The organism is Pseudomonas sivasensis (genome assembly GCF_021391435.1).
Classification (GTDB): Bacteria; Pseudomonadota; Gammaproteobacteria; order Pseudomonadales; family Pseudomonadaceae; genus Aquipseudomonas; species Aquipseudomonas sivasensis.
In genome coordinates this window covers 3,383,807-3,400,435 of the sequence record NZ_CP090029.1, presented here as the reverse complement: position 1 = coordinate 3,400,435, position 16,629 = coordinate 3,383,807, and the positions used below count along the sequence as shown (strand labels likewise).

The 16,629-nt window shown below is 63.1% G+C and carries 16 protein-coding genes; 6 read left to right on the top strand and 10 right to left on the bottom strand.

Going from position 1 to position 16,629, the window contains the following annotated elements:
- Positions 1-16: 16 nt before the first annotated feature.
- The 7 genes from LRO94_RS15295 to LRO94_RS15265 all read right to left on the bottom strand — a co-directional run bounded on the left by LRO94_RS15295 (position 17) and on the right by LRO94_RS15265 (position 8,161).
- Positions 17-1,051 (bottom strand): ABC transporter substrate-binding protein, encoded by a 1,035-nt coding sequence (locus tag LRO94_RS15295; protein ID WP_122680939.1) that lies wholly within the window; start codon positions 1,049-1,051, stop codon positions 17-19.
- On the bottom strand, positions 1,048-2,262 hold the full coding sequence (metC, locus tag LRO94_RS15290) for a cystathionine beta-lyase (RefSeq protein ID WP_233896808.1): 1,215 nt from the start codon (positions 2,260-2,262) through the stop codon (positions 1,048-1,050). The genes LRO94_RS15295 and metC overlap by 4 nt, the downstream gene beginning before the upstream one ends.
- Positions 2,259-2,936 (bottom strand): amino acid ABC transporter permease, encoded by a 678-nt coding sequence (locus tag LRO94_RS15285; protein WP_179178928.1) that lies wholly within the window; start codon positions 2,934-2,936, stop codon positions 2,259-2,261. Before LRO94_RS15285 ends, metC begins: the two co-directional genes overlap by 4 nt.
- Positions 2,926-3,663, bottom strand: a complete 738-nt coding sequence (locus tag LRO94_RS15280; protein ID WP_206193890.1) for an amino acid ABC transporter permease — start codon at positions 3,661-3,663, stop codon at positions 2,926-2,928. The genes LRO94_RS15285 and LRO94_RS15280 overlap by 11 nt, the downstream gene beginning before the upstream one ends.
- Positions 3,656-4,447, bottom strand: a complete 792-nt coding sequence (locus tag LRO94_RS15275) for a transporter substrate-binding domain-containing protein (protein ID WP_179178929.1) — start codon at positions 4,445-4,447, stop codon at positions 3,656-3,658. Before LRO94_RS15275 ends, LRO94_RS15280 begins: the two co-directional genes overlap by 8 nt.
- Before the next feature lie 341 nt (positions 4,448-4,788).
- Positions 4,789-5,448 carry a class II aldolase/adducin family protein gene (locus LRO94_RS15270; RefSeq protein ID WP_179178930.1) on the bottom strand — a complete coding sequence of 220 codons (660 nt, stop codon included), beginning with the start codon at positions 5,446-5,448 and terminating at the stop codon, positions 4,789-4,791.
- Positions 5,449-5,467: 19 nt separating this feature from the next.
- Positions 5,468-8,161, bottom strand: coding sequence for a TonB-dependent receptor (locus LRO94_RS15265; protein WP_179178931.1), 2,694 nt, complete (start codon positions 8,159-8,161; stop codon positions 5,468-5,470).
- Positions 8,162-8,438: 277 nt separating this feature from the next.
- Here LRO94_RS15265 and LRO94_RS15260 point away from each other — a divergent pair, with 277 nt between their 5' ends.
- From LRO94_RS15260 to LRO94_RS15235, 6 genes are all read left to right on the top strand, one after another.
- Entirely contained in the window at positions 8,439-9,476 is a 1,038-nt protein-coding gene (locus LRO94_RS15260; RefSeq protein ID WP_179178932.1) for a ScbA/BarX family gamma-butyrolactone biosynthesis protein, read from the top strand.
- A complete protein-coding gene (locus tag LRO94_RS15255) occupies positions 9,473-10,150 on the top strand; it encodes an HAD family hydrolase (protein ID WP_122753435.1) in 678 nt (225 codons plus the stop codon). Before LRO94_RS15260 ends, LRO94_RS15255 begins: the two co-directional genes overlap by 4 nt.
- Positions 10,150-11,367 (top strand): cytochrome P450, encoded by a 1,218-nt coding sequence (locus LRO94_RS15250; protein WP_179178933.1) that lies wholly within the window; start codon positions 10,150-10,152, stop codon positions 11,365-11,367. Before LRO94_RS15255 ends, LRO94_RS15250 begins: the two co-directional genes overlap by 1 nt.
- Positions 11,368-11,381: 14 nt before the next feature.
- Positions 11,382-12,929 (top strand): MFS transporter, encoded by a 1,548-nt coding sequence (locus LRO94_RS15245; RefSeq protein WP_122680944.1) that lies wholly within the window; start codon positions 11,382-11,384, stop codon positions 12,927-12,929.
- Positions 12,930-13,157: 228 nt separating this feature from the next.
- Positions 13,158-13,667: a sigma-70 family RNA polymerase sigma factor gene (locus LRO94_RS15240; protein ID WP_032885202.1), complete on the top strand. Its 510-nt coding sequence runs from the start codon at positions 13,158-13,160 to the stop codon at positions 13,665-13,667.
- Positions 13,664-14,599 carry a FecR family protein gene (locus LRO94_RS15235; RefSeq protein ID WP_179178934.1) on the top strand — a complete coding sequence of 312 codons (936 nt, stop codon included), beginning with the start codon at positions 13,664-13,666 and terminating at the stop codon, positions 14,597-14,599. The genes LRO94_RS15240 and LRO94_RS15235 overlap by 4 nt, the downstream gene beginning before the upstream one ends.
- Before the next feature lie 111 nt (positions 14,600-14,710).
- Here the strand turns inward: LRO94_RS15235 and LRO94_RS15230 are convergent, their stop codons facing one another.
- From LRO94_RS15230 to LRO94_RS15220, 3 genes are read right to left on the bottom strand one after another with little or no spacing between them, the layout of a single operon-like run.
- A complete protein-coding gene (locus LRO94_RS15230) occupies positions 14,711-14,863 on the bottom strand; it encodes a hypothetical protein (RefSeq protein WP_155989950.1) in 153 nt (50 codons plus the stop codon).
- Positions 14,860-16,011, bottom strand: coding sequence for an iron-containing alcohol dehydrogenase (locus LRO94_RS15225; RefSeq protein WP_179178935.1), 1,152 nt, complete (start codon positions 16,009-16,011; stop codon positions 14,860-14,862). Before LRO94_RS15225 ends, LRO94_RS15230 begins: the two co-directional genes overlap by 4 nt.
- A 13-nt stretch (positions 16,012-16,024) precedes the next feature.
- Positions 16,025-16,627 (bottom strand): ANTAR domain-containing response regulator, encoded by a 603-nt coding sequence (locus LRO94_RS15220; RefSeq protein WP_095184698.1) that lies wholly within the window; start codon positions 16,625-16,627, stop codon positions 16,025-16,027.
- Positions 16,628-16,629 lie beyond the last annotated feature (2 nt).

Below are 16,629 nucleotides of genomic sequence, written 5' to 3'. Positions count from 1 at the left end.
GTCCTTGGTTGGAATGTTAGAGCCCGGCGTGGGCCTGGGCGAGGAAGTCGGGCCGGGCCCACTCATGCACGCTGAAGTCGTTCTGCAAGAAACCGCGCTGCACCAGGAAATCCTTTTTCAGCTCCAGCGCGGCGAGGTTCTGCGGGCCCAGTTGCGGTACAAAATCCAGCTCGGCGATGGCCTGGCGGATAAACCCGGCATCCGGCAGGAACGTCACGCGGGTGAACAACTCAGCGGCGGCCTCGCGGTGCTGGTTGATCCAGCGCCCCGCGCGGATCGCCGCACGCAGGAACGCCACGACTACCTGGGGGTGTTGTTCGGCAAAGGCGCGGTTGACGGTGGTGGCGTAGGGGCCGTTATGGTTTTTCAGGGTCCAGTCGGGGTAGCGCTCCAGGTCTTCGATCACCGTGAATTCACCGCTGGCGAGCAACGCCGGCACATGCCCGGCGGCGATATGCACCGCCTCCACACGGCCTTCAGCCAATGCACGGACTTCCTGGCCCGGCTTGCCGTGCAGGCCGTGCAATTGCGCCCAGAACGCCGATGGCCGTGCGGCCGGCTGCAAAGTGTGGGGATCGCCTTCATCCTCCAGCTCGATCAGCCGCACCTGGGACGGTTCCAGTCCGGCCAGTTGCAGCGCATTGAACAGGCCATGCTCGGCGAGCGCCTTGAGCACATCCACCCGCGCCTTGTTACGGCTGACCGGGACGCCGATGCGTTTGCCGAATAGGTCCGCGACCTGGCGGATACGCCCGTCGGCGCGTACCAGAATCTGCCCGGCGCGTTGGCTCGCCGTGGTGGCCACCAGCAGCGTGTCGGCCTGATCCGCACGCGCCCACAGGGCGGGCACGGCGCCGCCGTCACGAATCAACCGCGACTCGCCATGGGTGAAGTGCGGCAGCCAGCCCTGGTTATCGGGCAGCGAGCGCAGGTAGATCGCTTCGGCACCGACGCGCTGGTATTCCTCATCCAGCCAGCCGAGTTCCACGGCGATGTTGGACGCGACCAGCAGCGGGCAAATGCTGTAGTGGGTGGGCAGTGTTTGGCTCATGGCAGACTCCTTGGGGCAGGTGGGGTGACAGTCAGGCGTTCAAGGCCTTGTTGCAGGTCGGCGATCAGGTCTTCGACGGCTTCAAGGCCCACGTGCAGGCGCAGCAACACGCCGGGTTCAATCTGGGCCGAAGGGTGGCGTTGCTGCTGGCGGATCAGGCTTTCGAAACCGCCCCAACTGGCGCCCATGGCGAACAGCCGAAGGCTTTCCAGAAAGCTTTTGGTTTGCGGTTCTGAGATGGGTTTGAGCACCACGCCGAACAGGCCGGTGGAGCCGAGAAAGTCGCGTTTGAACACGTCGTGTCCCGTCGCGCCCGGTAAGGCCGGATGCAGCACTTGGGCGACTTGCGGACGCTGTAGCAACCACTGCGCAACGGTCAGTGCCGAGCGCTCGTGCTGGCGCAGGCGCACGCCGAGGGTGCGCAGGCCACGCAGGCCCAGGTAGGCGTCGTCGGCACTGGCGATATAGCCCAGCTGACGCACGGTTTCGCGCACGCCGGGGTAAAGCGCTTGCGTGGTGACGATCACGCCCAGCATCGCGTCGCTGTGGCCCACCAGGTACTTGGTGGCGGCATGGATCGAGATATCCACGCCGTGTTCAAACGCCTTGAAAAACAGCGGCGTGGCCCAGGTGTTATCGAGCATCAGCAGCGCGCCATGGGCGTGGGCCGCGTGGGCGAGGGCGGGAATATCCTGCACTTCGAACGTGCTTGAACCGGGCGCTTCGGCATACACCAGGCGGGTATTCGGGCGCAGCAAGCCGGCGATATCCGCGCCGAGCATCGGCGCGAAATAGCTGGCCTGGATGCCATAGCGCGGCAGGATTTGGTCGAACACCTGGCGCGCATGCCAGTAGCAGTTGTCGGTGACCAGAATATGGTCGCCGGCCCGCACCACGGCCAACACCGCACCGACAATCGCCGCCAGGCCGCTGGGCATGATCAGCCCCCGAAAACCACCCTCCAATTCGGCCACGGCGTCTTCGAACGCGGCGGTGGTGGGGTTGCCGTTGCGTCCGTAGATATGCCCGCGGTAGTGCGGGTCGTCGGCCTGCTGGAGGTGGTTTGTGAGGGTGCTGGTGTCGGGCCAGATAAAGGTCGAGCTGCGATACACCGGGGTGTTGACGGTACCGGCATGGTTGGCCGGATCACGGCCGAGGTGGGTCAACAGGGTGTCGTCGCGCATGGTCGTGGTACTCGTCGAAAGGCTCATCGGCGTTCCAGCCGTTTGGCCCAGCGTGAAAGGGGATAGATGTAGAGAAAGAACGCGATAAACACCACGCCATAGGCGGGCAGCAGCAGGTCGCTGCGCAATTGGCTGGAGAGGTGCGATTGCAGGGTGGTCATCAGCTCTTCCACCCCCAGCAGATTGGCCAGGGAAGTGGACATGGTCACCGCGCAATACAGGTTCATCCACGGCGCTACCAGGCTTGGCAGGGTCTGCGGAATGATCACGTAGCGCAGGGCCTGGCCGTGGCGCAGCCCCAAGGCCTGGGCGGCCTCCCACTGGCCCGACGGCACCGCGTACACGCCTCCGCGCACAATCTCCGAGACGTAGCCGATGGCGGGCAACGCCAGGCCCAGCGCGACTTTCAGCCAGTCCGGCAACTGCCACCAGCGCCCGGCCCACTGCACTTCGTAGGGCAGCGAGTAGGCCACGTAAAACATCACCACCAGCCAGGGCAGGTTGCGCAGCAAACGGCTCAGATGTCCGGCACCACGGCGCAGAGCCGGGCGAGCACTGACTTGCAGGCTGCCAAGCAGGACGCCGAAGACCGTCGCCACCAACATGGCGGTGACGCCCATCAGGATATTCAGGCCAAAGCCTTGCAGCAGCGCCGGGGCCCACTGCCACAGCAGCATCAGTGGCGAAGGTTCAGGCAGCATTCGGCAACTCCTGGCCCGGCAGGCGCAGGTGATACTCCAGGCGGCGCAACAGCCAACTGCTGAGGCCGATCAACAACAGCCAGACCAGCAACAGCACTTGCATCATCTCGGCGACGTTGAAGTTATCCGACCAGATTCGGTTGCTCGCATAGAGCAACTCCGGCACCGCGATCGCATAGGCGATGGAGGTGGACTTGATGGTCTGCACCACCGTATTGCCCATCGCCGGCAGGCTATTGCGCAGCGCCAGCGGCAGCACGATATGGCGCAGCACGGTGCGCTCCTGCATACCCAGGGCGGCGGCCGCCTGGAGCGTGGCGCGTGGCACCCCATCAATCCCGGCGCGCAGGTTCACTGCCTGGAACGCGCCGCTGTGCAGGGCGATCACAATGATCGCCCACTGCGTGCCGTTGAGCAGGCGCACCCCGTCCACCAGCGGCAGTAACGCACCGACGCCGAAGTAGAAAAAGAACAACTGCACTAACAGCGGCGTGTTGCGAAACAACGCCACGTACGCGTCGCTGATCCCGCGCCACAGACCTTGGCGCGAACCCAGGCCGGCGGCGCCGACGACACCGATCAACAGCGACAGCGCGATACTTGCCAGTGACAACAGCAAGGTCAGGCCCAGGCCCAGCAGAAAACGCTGACGGTCCATCGGGTCCCAGACGATGCTCAGCGACAGGCCGTGCTGCTCCAGCCACAGGCGCAGGTTGACCTCACTCATGGCGTGCCTGCGCATGCTGCTGCGCGACCCAGGCATTCGGCGCCAGGCCGTAACGCTGCTCCAACGTGATGATCAGACCCTTGGCATGCCAGCCTTCGACAATGTTCGACACCGCCGCCAACAACTCCGGCTGGCCCTTGCGCAGGGCAATCCCCCACGGCGCCGGTGCCTGCCCCGGCAGCTTGACCTCGTAGTCGGCCCACTCAGGTTGACGGGCGAGGGCGCTGTACAACGCATCATCCCCCATCGCCCCCAGGCAACGACTGTCAGCCACCGCCTTGCGCACCTCGGCGGTGCCGTTAAACGACGCGAACTGCAGGCCGTAGCGGCTTTCGAATGGCCGCACCCACACACTTGTGGCCGGCGCGCAGAGCGTCTTGCCGCGCAGACTTTCCCAATCGGGCACCGCCGTACTTTTCGGCGCAAACACCGTGGCCGCCGAGCTATAAAACCCCGGACTGGCAAAATCCACTTCCCGACGCCGGGCTGGCGTGTCCAACAAGGACGTCACCAACACCTCGCAACGTCCCTGATCGAGAAACAACAAACGATTGAGCGGATTGACCTGCACCAAAGACAACTTCAACGGTTGACCGACCCGAGCAGACAACTGCTGCTGCAGATCAACAATCAAATCCATGATCAACCCACTGGGCTTGCCCTGGGCATCCAGCATCTTGAACGGAGGAAACTCATCACTGGTGCAGACATTGAGCGTGCCACGGGATTGAGCCCGTTCGAGCAAAACCTCGGCATGAGCCGAAAGCACACTGAAAGCAAGCACCGCCGCAACCATCACTCCGGCAGGCCGAAAGCCCGCAAAGCGATGCTTTTGATCCGGCTTTTGACCTTGCTTTTGATCTGGCTTTTGATCTACAGCGCCCCGTCGACCACGCTGGCCGGAGTGAGGGCATGCCGAGCCTAGGCGAGGCACCGAGTGGTGTGGCGAGAGCCTTTTGCTTACGTTTGGGCTCTTCCAAAAGTGAGCCGCTGTAAGAGCGGAACCCAAAGCCGCCGTTACCGCAGCAACGGATATGCACACCGATAACCCACGACCGAAAGCCAGTCGAATCGTCGCACCACCCCTCCCAAACCCAGACCGTGCCGTGTCAGTCGCAACACCGCTCATGTCGCACTCCACCCCAACCGCGACCGCTGCGCCGCGCCACTGGGAAACGGCTGCGGAGTACCGAGTTGCTGCGCCAAAAACGTCAAATACGCCGCCTCCTCAAAATTGATCAACAACCGCGTAACCGCCAACACCCCCCGCTCGGACCAGGCAAACGGACCATGATTAGCCAGCAACGCCGCCGGCGCCCGCGGATGCTCGCGCAACGCCGCCACCACCGGCTCCGGCGCATACCGCGGCCCCCACGCCGTCAGCGGCACCTCCTGATCCTCATCCAGAATCCCCAACAACTGAGAGGCATGGGCCCGCAACGGCCGGCCCGCAATCGCAAACGCCGTCAGATACGGCGAGTGCGTATGAATCACCGCATTCACCTGGCCCCGCTCGCGATAAATCGCCACATGCAGTGCCGCCACCTCTTTGAGGTTGTCAGTCAGGCTGCCCTGGCTGCGCTGCAACTCGAAATCCACAATCGCCGCCACACCGCTGTCAGCCCCGCTCAACGAGGCAATCACCAGCCGCTCTTCGCCGGGAACACGCAGGCTGATATTTCCCGCCTCATTGCCCGACAGCACCTGATGCTTGATCAGCAACTGCTTGGCCAGTGCAAAGTCATGCTCGAACTCTTGGGTAAAACGCACAGGATCAAAGCTCATATGAACTCCTTAATGAGGGTCAGAAGCGGTAGTCGGCTTTCACGTAGTAGAAGGCGCCTTCGGCACCGGCCGGGGAGATGCTCTGGTAGGCCACGCGCCCACCGACAAAGCGGTTGGCCACGTCGATCTTGTCGGGGTAGCTGTCAAAAATGTTGTTGCCGCCCAGGGTCAGGGTGAGGGCCTGGCTGATGTCGTAGGACACGCTGGCATTGCTTACCCACTGCGCGGAAAACGTCTGGTCGCGGGCTTCGCCGAGGTTGGAATCGAGGGTGTAGGTGCCATAGCGGATCGTGTTGAAACTCGCCTGCCACGCGCCTTTACGCCAGTCGGCCCCCAGGATCAGCTTGGTATTGGGCGAGGCACTTTCCACGTAGCTGAGGGCTTCGCGGTTGATCAACGTGATGCCGGTGCCGGCGAGGGGGCCGGGGTTGTCCTTGATATCGGTGACCTGGGTCTTGCTGTAGTTGAACGCGCCGTTGAGGGTCAGTTGGCTGGCGTCGTCCAGGTCCAGACGATAGTGGGCGGCCACATCGACGCCGCTGGTCTTGGTGTCCAGGGCGTTGGTGAAAAAGCTCACGCCGGAGTAGTTGCCATAGCCTTGGCTGGCGAGGATCTGGCTGACCTGGGTGCCACTGAGCGTTTCCGACAGGGCGATACGGTCCTGAATGCGTATGTGATACGCGTCGACGCTGACGCTCGCGCGCTCCAGCGGCTGCCACACCACACCAAGGGACAGGCTGGTGGATTTTTCCGGCTTCAGGTCACTGGCGCCCAACGCCCGGGCTACCGGCGTGTTCACGCTGACGGTGCCGACCTGATAGGCCGTGGGGTCGCCGGCCTTGAATTCGGTCTGGGTCGCCGAGGTGCCGATCTGGCCCAACGTCGGCGCGCGGTAACCGCTGCTTACCGTCGAGCGCAGGCCCCACTGCGGGGTGAGGTCGTAGCGTACGGAAAACTTGCCGGTGGTCGTGGTGCCAAAATCATCGTAGTGCTCGCTGCGCCCGGCCAGGCCCAGTTGCAGTTTGTCGGTGAGCTGTTGCTCCAGGCCCAGGTAGCCGCCGAACACATGGCGTGCATAGCGGCCTTCGTCACTGTCCTGGGTGCCGGGAAAACCCTGGGCGCCGCCTGCACGGGTGGGCAGAGCAGTTCCGTGTGTCCAGGAAGCAAGGTCGCCGGCGATCACTTCATAGGCTTCGTTACGCCACGCCAAGCCACTGGAAAACACCAGCGGGCCCGCGCCCCAGCCCACCTTGAATTCCTTCACATGGTCCAGGCCGACGTTGGTTTGCTCGTTGATCAACGCGCCGGCGTTGAAGCTGGTGGGACTGGCAGGTCCGAGGCTGGCGTTAAGCGAATCACTGAGGTGGTAGTCGATGCGATTGCGGCCGTAGTTGGCGCTGAGATCGAAGCTGCCCAGGCTGTCATCGCGCAATTTCACTCCGCCAGTGACCGACGCATCCCGCGAACGTACGTCGAGCAGGGGCAGGAATCCGTTGGGGTACACGGCCACCAGGTTGTTGGCGTCGATAGGCCGGCGAAAGGTGGCCTGGGATTCACCGGTGCGGTCCTGGTAAGTGGCGAAACCATAGAGGTCGACCGCATCGTTGAGCGACAGGCCGGTGTTGAGCGCCAGGTTCCAATCCTCAAGCCCCGGAGAACCGTAGCGCCAATGACGGTCGGCATCCGCTTCGCGGGCATCTGCAGTGGGGTAGAACTGCCGGCCATCGGTGCCGCCGGTGGAAGTGCGCTCGCTGCGCAGGCCCTCGCCGCTGAGGGTGAGGAAGCCGTCGCCGGGCAAGGTGAAACCGGTCCAGCCACCGACCGAGCGGCGAAAACCATCGCCCTTGGTGTATTGGCCAAAGGTGCTTTGCACCGCGCCGCCGTGATCCTGCTCCTTGAGCACGATATTGATCACCCCGGCAATTGCGTCGGAGCCGTATTGGGCCGAGGCGCCATCGCGCAGCACTTCGATATGGTCGACGGCGCTGACGGGAATCGTCGACAAGTCCACCGCCTGGGAACCCCGGCCCAAGGTGGCTTTGGTGTTGACGAATGCCGAGGCGTGTCGACGCTTGCCATTGACCAGCACCAGCACTTGATCAGACGCCAAGCCGCGCAGCGACACCGGTCGCTGCGACGACACGCCATCGGTGCCGTTGACTTGCGGGTAGTTCACTGACGGCACCAGGGTTTCCAGGGCCTTGGCCAGGTTATCGGTGCCGCTGCGCTCCAGTTGTTCGTTGCTGATCACATCCACCGGTGCCGCACTTTGCAGGGCGGTGACATCGCTACGGCGGGTGCCGATCACTTCAACCGACTTAAGGCGTGGCGCGGCCGGTTCGCTGCTGATCGCGGCTGCGGGTGTGCTGGTGTCCGTCAGGCGATGGATCAACACGGCGCCGCTGGCGGTCTGGCTGAAGCCCAGTTGTGAACCACTCAAGGCGATCCCCAGCGCCTGCTCCTGGCTCAAGCGGCCCTGGATCGAACGACTTGCGCGGCCTTCAACCAGCGGCGGATCAAAAGCGATGGAATGGCCGCTTTGCTGGGAAATGCTCAGCAGCACTTCATCCAGGGGCCCGGCGGGAATATTGAACTCAATGACCTTGTGTACGGCGGCCGCATCGTTTTGCGCCAGCACCAGGCTTGGCAGCGCCAGGCCGCCCAGGGCCAATGCGCACGCCAGGGGCGCCAAGGTGAATCCTGTTTTCAACATGCCAATCTGCTCCGGGTCGTGATGTTCTTTACGACCTTGAGCAACTTCATGGGCTTTTTTTCACTGCTAAGTTAGAACACTTAGTTCGGTCTCTAGATCATTTAGTTGCGCTTATAAGCTTCGATCAAACTGATCTAAGTGTGCAGTGAAAATATAAGGGAGTATCTGCACAAGGGTACTGACAGCCAGATCGGGTTGTCCGCGCAAAGCTCACAAGTCATGGACTTGTACAGCGGTCTGCACGCTTACGGAAAAGCTCATCAGGAGACAGATGCCCATGTCTGAATTGTCCGTTTTAAATCCAGCCAGCCCAGCGCCGGCGATCCATTGCGAAAACACTGTGCCGCGTAGCATGGTGCACCGCGCTGCTGTCAGCGAAGTCTTCCTGACGGGCGCGGAGTTGGTAAAAGAGGGTCATTTCCGCTGCAGCGCCCAACTACCGCGTACCCACAGTTACTTCAGTGAACATACGCATCGTTCGGCCCACTACGACATGTTGTTATTGCTGGAAGTGTTCCGCCAGGCGTCGATCTATATCTCTCATGCGTTCTTGGATGTCAGTGCCCAGGACAAGTTTATTTACCTGGACAGTGTCACTCGCGTCACCGAGCGCAGTTTGCTGGTGGTGGGGGATCGCCCGGCGTCGGCACAGATCGATGTGTTTGTGGTGGACGAATACCTGCGCCATGGCGAGCGCAGTGGCGTGACCCTGAACATGTCCCTGAGCATCAATGGCGAAGTCGCCGCACGGCATGAGCGCATGAGCATCCGTTGGATGAGCGGCGCCGCGTGGAACAAGATGCGCGCCCGTGGCCTGGCGGCGATTCCCGCCGACGCGGACCCGTTGGCGCAACTGCCGCCACCGTTGAGCCCGTCGGCGGTAGGGCGCCATTGGCTGAACAACGTGGTGCTGGGCAAGGACGTTGAGCAGGGCGGCGACCGCCTGGTGGCGCCGCTGATTGTGGACCTTAACAACCCGGCGATCTTCGACCATCCCCTCGACCACATCCCCGGCATGCTGCTGCTCGAAGGTTTCCGGCAAGCGGCCTTGGTGGTGGCGGATCGGCAATTGCAGGCCGCCCCTGATCAGTGGCTGTTGTCCAGTTGCCATGTGGTGTTCACCCGCTTCGGCGAGTTCGGTTTGCCGACACGGGTGCGTGCCGATCTCAATGCCCTGGCAATCGATGAACACGGGCGCATCACTCTGGCCCTGGACGTGGAGCAGGGCGGCGTGGTGATTGCCACAGCCGAGCTTGAGTTGTTGCCCGTGGCGGCCAGCCAGCCGTTGGCCTTGGTTGCGGGGGGTGTGCGATGAGCGATTTGAAGTTTATCTGGTTCGATTTCGGGGGCGTGCTGTCGCCGCCTATCCCCGCGTTGTTCGAGCAGTATCAGGTCAAGACCGGCTTGGCCCCGCGCGTGCTGCAACAGGCCATGAGTGATGTGGCCGAGGAACTGGGCGTGCCGATGCTGGCGCCGGTGGAGAGCGCTTTGCTCACCGAAAAGGAGTGGGGCCAACGCCTGGAATTGGCATTGCGGCGTCGCGACCCGCAGATTGATTTGTCCCGTGCGCGCCTGCAAACCTTTGGCGAGCATTGGTTCGCCGGAGTGCCGGCCAATGCGCCGTTGGTGGCCGCGGTGCGTGCGCTCAAGCGTGCTGGCTTGCGTGTGGGCATCCTCACCAACAACGTGGTGGAGTGGGAGCAGCACTGGCGGGCGATGGTGGGTTTGGACGAGGTGGTCGACCTGATCGTCGATTCCAGCCGGGAAGGCACCCGCAAGCCGGAAGCGGCGTTCTTCGAGGTCGCCACCGCACGTTCAGGCGTCAGCGCGGCTGACAGTTTGTTGATCGATGACGTGGCCGAAAACATCGACGCCGCCGCCGCGCTGGGCTGGCAAGTGCTGCACTTTATTGACAACCACCAGGCCCTTACCCAGTTGCAGCGCCTGACTGGTGTGAACCTGTTGCAACCTGTCGGGGAGCCTGCGTGATGAATATCGCCGTCGTCACCACCCCGCCAGTCACCGTGGCGCGCATCCCCAACCTGGATGCGCCGCCAGCCTATCAACCCGCCAGCCCCGCCAATGGCTTGCCCAGGATCCTCTTGCCCAGCGGCCACTTGGCGTATCACCTGACCCGCTATGAACACGTGCAGGCGTTGCTGCTGGACAACCGCGCCATTCGCGCTCCCTGCAACGAAGAAGACGGTGCGAGTTTTCTGCCCACCATCACGCCGCCAGAGTTACTGCTTAACAACGACATTCCCGATCACGGCCGCTTGCGTAAAGTGGTCGCGCGGGATTTCAGCCCCAGTGGGGTGGCGTTACTGGCGGAAAAAGTGCAGCAGGCGACCCATGAGCGCCTGGATGTATTACAGCGCCAGGCCCCCGGTGCAGACCTGTTTGCCCAGGTGCTTGATCACATTCCTGCGACGGTGGACTGCCAACTCCTCGGCATTCCCCTGAGTGACCGTGAATACTATCGGCCGCTCAGCCATACGGTGCAGGTCGCGTCGGACGCGGATGTGCCAGAGCTGCTGAAGCAATTCTGGGGCGTCTACAACTACCTCACCGACCTGGTGACGGGCGCGCGCCCTACCTATCCCGATGGGCTGATCCAGCGTTTCGTCGCCACCCGCAACGACAGTGAACCGCCACTCAACGACAAGGAGTTGGTGGGCATCCTGCTCGGCGTGCTGATCGGCGGCGACCAGAACATTCTTACCGTGCTCACCAAGGCGGTGTACACCCTGTTGGCCGCGCCCGAGCTGTGGCAGCAGTTGGTGGATGACCCTGCGCTGATCCCGAATGCTGTCGAAGAGCTGCTGCGCGTGATCCCCCTGGGCACCATCTCGACCTTCCCGCGCTTGGCCAGTGTCGACCTTGACGGGCCGTGGGGGTTGATCCCCGAGGGCAGCATCATCTACGCCGATGCATTTGCAGCCAACCGTGACCCAGCGGTGTTTCCTGAACCCTTGGCGATTCGCTTGGACCGTAACGACGCGCGGCATTTGCAGTTCGGCTACGGCATGCACAACTGCATGGGCGCGGCCCTCGCGCGCCTGGAAATCACCACGGTGTTGCAGATTCTGGTGCAGCGCTTTCCCAACTTGCGCCTGGCGGTGCCGGCGGACCAGGTGCCCTGGGTCGACGGCATCATCCTGCGCCGACCGGTGCGTTTGCCGGTGCACGGTTTCACTTCAACCTGACCCTGGAAGGACCCATGAAAAACTCGTTTGCCGACACGGCTCTACTCTCGATCATCCTGCTGGCGATCTTCGTTGTGCCCAGCTCCATCTCCGGCACGGCCCTCGCACTGCCGGCCATAGGCGCCGATATCCAGGCGCCGTTGACCAGCCTGCAATGGGTGGTCAACGCCTTCAACCTGGCGTTTGCCTGCTTCACCCTGGCCTGGGGCGCGCTGGCTGATCGGCTCGGGCGCAAGCGCTGTTTTGTCGCCGGTGCGTCGCTGTATGTGGTGGCCTCGGTGCTGTCTGCGGTGGCCGACAGCGCGTGGTTGCTGGACGCGGCACGGGGGCTGGCGGGGATTGGTGCGGCGGCGATTTTCTCGTGCGGCATTGCCATCCTCTCCACCCACTTCAGTGGGCCGGCGCGGTTACGTGCATTTGCCTTGTTCGGCACCGTTGCGGGGCTGGGTGTGAGCCTGGGGCCGACCTTGTCCGGCTTACTGCTGGACAGCGTCGGCTGGCGCGCGATTTTCTGGGCGCACGCAGTCACCTTGGTCATTGTGCTGTTGGGCACCCCGTTGATCACGCGGGACGGCGAACTGGCAGAACGCACTGCACGCTTTGATGTGCCGGGCGCGACGTTATTTGTGTTGGCCTTGTTGGCGCTGATGGTTGCCATCGTGCAGGGCTCGCAGTGGGGCTGGAGCAGCCCGGGCGTGCTGGGCCTGGTCGCGGTCGCGGCGGTGTTGCTGGCGGTATTTACCTGGCAGGAACGCCGCCATCGCCAGCCGATGCTGGACCTGTCGCTGCTGGCAAGCGGGCCTTTTGTCGGCCTGGCGTTGGTCACCGTGGCGGCATCGTTTGGCTTTGTGACGCTGCTGACGTACTTGCCGAGCTACCTGTTCGGCGTACTGCAATTGAGCGCGACCCACGCAGGCCTGGCGATGTTGTTGCTGACGGTGCCAATGCTGTTCTGCCCGATTCTGGCCGGCAAGTGGGCGGCGCGTGGGGTGTCGGCGATCGGCATTCTCAAGGTCAGCCTAATTGCGTTGCTGGTGGGCGTCGTGTCGTTGGCGCTGGTCAGCCAGGTTGGCGTGGCGTTGTGGCAACTGGCAGTGCCGTTGCTGCTGGTGGGCATTGGCATGGGATTGTCGGCCGGGCTGGTGGATGGTCTGGCGCTCAAGACCGTGCCCGAGCAAAAAGCCGGGATGGCTGCCGGTTTGCTTAACACCTTCCGCCTGGGCAGCGAGGCGATTGCTGTGGCGTTGTATGGTTCGTTGCTGGCCACCTTGCTGGACAGCCAATTGCGCACAACCTTGAGCCGCCTGGCGCCCGATCCCTCGACCCTGCAACGCTGGATCGATGACGTGGCCGCCGGCAATCTCACCGGGTCGTTGCAAGCCCTGAGTACGGAACAGGCCGGCACGGTGCACAGCCTGTTTATCGGCGGCTATGACAGTGCGTTCCACGGCGTGCTCTGGGTGTTGGCCGCGATCCTGCTGGTGCTGACCGCAGTGGTCGCCTGGCTGGTGCGCCCGCTGCGTGAACAGGAGCGTACGGAGGCGCAATTAGCCGCTAACTGAGTGACTCACCACACCGCCTGCGGCGCTCGCAGGCGGTGCTTTTGCGTGCCTGCAGGGATGCCAAGGGTTATGCAGAAAATGCAGCTTATTGGATGTTTTTATTCTTTTATCCGGTGATGCCCGCTGGGGCAAACTGGACTCACCTGCCTGGATGCAGGTCTACCTCAAACCGACAGGCCCACCACCACTTGTCCGCTGGCGTGTGCAGTCCATGAAGACTATGGACCTATGGACCCGAATGCCTTGCTCAAGAGCCGCCTCATCGGCCAGATTTTCCAACAGCACTACAGCTGGTTGTGCGCACGCTTGTCGTACCGCACCGGTTGCAGCCACAGCGCCGAGGACATCGCCGCCGAGACCTTCCTCAAGGTGTGGATGCTGCCCGATCCCACGGCCATTCGCGAACCGCGCGCGCTGCTCACCACCATCGCCCAGCGCCTGATGTATGAGGGCTGGCGCCGTCGCGATCTGGAAAAAGCCTACCTGCAAATCCTCGCCGAAGTGCCTGAACACGTGCACCCGTCGCCCCAGGAACAGTTGATCCTGATCGAAAGCCTGCTGGCCATCGACCGGCTGCTGGATGGCCTTTCAGGGCAAGCCAAGGCGGTGTTCGTGCACAGCCAGTTGGACGGCATGACCTACGCGCAGATCAGTGAACGGCTCGGCCTGTCGCTGGGGCGCATCCACCAATTGATGACCCAGGCCCTGCGCGCCTGTTACCTAGGGTTGAACGAGTGAGCAAACGAGCGTTGAACGACCCGGTGGCCGAGGAGGCCATTGGTTGGCTGGTGCAGATCCAGTCCGGAGATTTCAGTGTCGAACAGCAAGCGGCGCTGGAGGCGTGGCGTGGCACTTCGGCCCATCATCGTCAGGTCTACGCGCAACTGATCGCAGGGCTGGATCAACTCAAGGCTTCGCCATGGCGTGGACGCTCCAGCTCGCAACTGTTGCGCAGCCTGGAACAGCCCAACAGTCGCCGCGCGTTTCTGCGCACCAGCTTGTGTGCGCTGGGGCTGGCGGCGGGTGTGGGTTGGGTGACGCGCTTTGAACCGGGCGGGCAGTCATACGCCACCGGCACGGGCGAGCGGCGCACCTGGCAGTTGCCCGACGGTTCGACGCTCAAACTCAATGCCCGCAGCCAGGTGATCGCGACGCTCGCCGACGGGCAGCCCAGCCTGGAGCTGCGTGCAGGCGAGATATTAGTGAATGCCTCGCGCCCGTTGCAGGTCAGTAGCCGTGCCGGACGTATCACTGGCGCCAGCGGTCGCTTGATGCTGAGCGAGCAGGGTGCGGCCTTGCGTCTGGTCACCCTCGACAGCGATGTGGTGTTGCATCTCGAAGGCGGTACGCAGCAGCGCGTGGCGATGCATCAGAGCACGGTGTTTGATCATCAGCGGATTCTCACTCAGGTGCCGATGGCGACCAGTGAGACCGCTTGGTTGGAGGGTTGGTTGGTGGTGCGTAATCAGACATTGGCGAGCGTGGTGGATGCGATTCGGCCCTATCGCAGTGGCATCGTACGGCTGGACTCGGCAGTGGCGGGGTTGCGGGTGACAGGGCGGTTTCCGTTGGATGATGCGCAGCAGACGTTGGAGGCGCTGGAACAGAGTTTGCCGATCAGGGTCAGGCAGTGGGGGGGAATAGTTGTGTTGATTGGGGGGAGGGTGTAGGCGGGTTGGGTACATATCCGTTGCTGCGGTAACGGCTGCCTAGGGCTCCGCCCTTACAGTGGGTCAGTCACTGTTGCATTGACTGACCCACTGCTATCACCAGTAAGCGCGTCAGAACTTGCCATCCACGCCGATGCGGAAGGTGTCGTTTCGTTCGTCGCTACCCAGGGCGGTCTTGTAGGAGACGCCCATTTGCCACGATCGGCCCAGGTTGAAGTCCAGCCCGAGGTCCAGATTGGCGAAGTTGCCGCGCCAGATTTTCAATAGGCTGCGGTATAAATCGCCAACGCGTCCTCCTCAAGCACGGGCCGTGGATTGTTCACCAGCAGTCGCTGTTGTTGCATCGCACTGCGGGCCAGCTCCGGCAGGCTTTCCAAAGTGACTCCGGCGTCTCTCAAGCGCAAAGGCAGCCCGACCGCTTCATGAATCCTGCGCAATTCTTCAATCAGTTGTGCGGCGCCATCTCCTGGCAGCAGACGCTCACCCAGCACGCACGGCGCCAGTTCGGCGTAGAGCGCATGGGCGTGGGACAGATTGAAGGTCAGTACCGGGTTGAGAACCAGTGCGTTGGACAGCCCGTGGGGCAGGTGGAATGTGATGCCCAGCGGGTAAGCCAATGCATGCACCGCCGCGACCGGCGCGTTGGCGAAAGCCTGGCCGGCCAGGCAAGCGCCCAGCAGCATGGCCTGGCGCGCTTCAAGGTCCTGCGGCGCGCGCACGGCTTGCTCAAGGTTAGCGCTGAGCAGGCGCAGGGCTTCACGGGCCAGCAGGTCCGAGATCGGGTTTTTACGCAACTTGCTGGTGTAGGCCTCAATGGCGTGCACCATCGCGTCGATGCCGGTGGCAGCGGTGACCGGGCCGGGCAGGCCGACGGTCAGTTGTGCGTCAAGGATCGCCAGGTCCGGCAGCAGTTGCTGGGACACCACGCCGGATTTACCAGTGGCGGTAGTGACGATGGAAATCGGCGTGACTTCAGAACCGGTCCCGGCCGTGGTCGGCACTTGGATCAACGGCAGACGCGCGCCGTTGGCCTGGTTGACGCCGTAGATGTCGCTCAAGCCCTGGCGTTGCTCGGGGTGTGCCAAGTAGGCGACCAGCTTGGCGGTGTCCATGGAGCTGCCGCCGCCGAAGCCGACGATCAGGTCGGCACCGATTGCACGTGCTTGTTCAGTGGCCGCCAGCACCAGCTCTTCGGCCGGGTCGGCGAGGACGTCGCTGTACACCTGCAGGTTGATCCCCGCAGCGGTGAAACCGGGCAAGACTGAATCCAGCAGGTTGTGGCGCAGGATGCCTGCGTCGGTGACCAGTAATACGTTGCGTGCACCACGGGCGGCGCACTGTTCGGCCAATTGGGCGGCGGCGCCGCTGGCGCAGATCAGGTGCGCGGTGGTGCTGAAATTGAATGCTTGCATGAATAACCTCTGCTTATTCTGATTGAGGGGGCAGGCCGGCATCGATGATCGTCTGGGCCACCGCTTCCATGCTGGTGCGGCTGGCCATGGCATCGCGTTGCAGGCGCCGGTGAGCGTCGTTTTCGCCGATGCGATGGCGGGCCATGAGCAGGGCCTTGGCCATGGAGATCTTCGACACCGCCGGTTGCCGGGTCTGTAATTTGCGCAGTTGCGCCAGCATGTCGATGCGCGCACGCCAGGCAGCGCGGGCCATCAGTAACTGGGTCAACAAGCCAAAGGGTCGCAGTGGGCGCTCGATCACGGCAGCCGGCTGGGTTTCCAGCACCAGTTGCAACATCGACGGGTTTTCATAGCCCACCACGGCAATGATCGGCGGGGCCTGTTCGCTCAAGCCTTCCACCAGCGCCTGGGTATTCAGGCGCTGGCTGAGTTCCACGGCGAGCAGGACCACATCGGTGTGCTCCGGCAAATGCGCAGGCACCGGCCAGCATTGCTCAACGATGCAACCGATGCGCTGCAACTGGTCCAGTACCACGCGGGCCTCGGCATCTACCGGGTGAATCACCAGCACGCGCAGGCCCTTGAGTTCGCGCAACAGCGAAGGTGCCTGGGTCATCT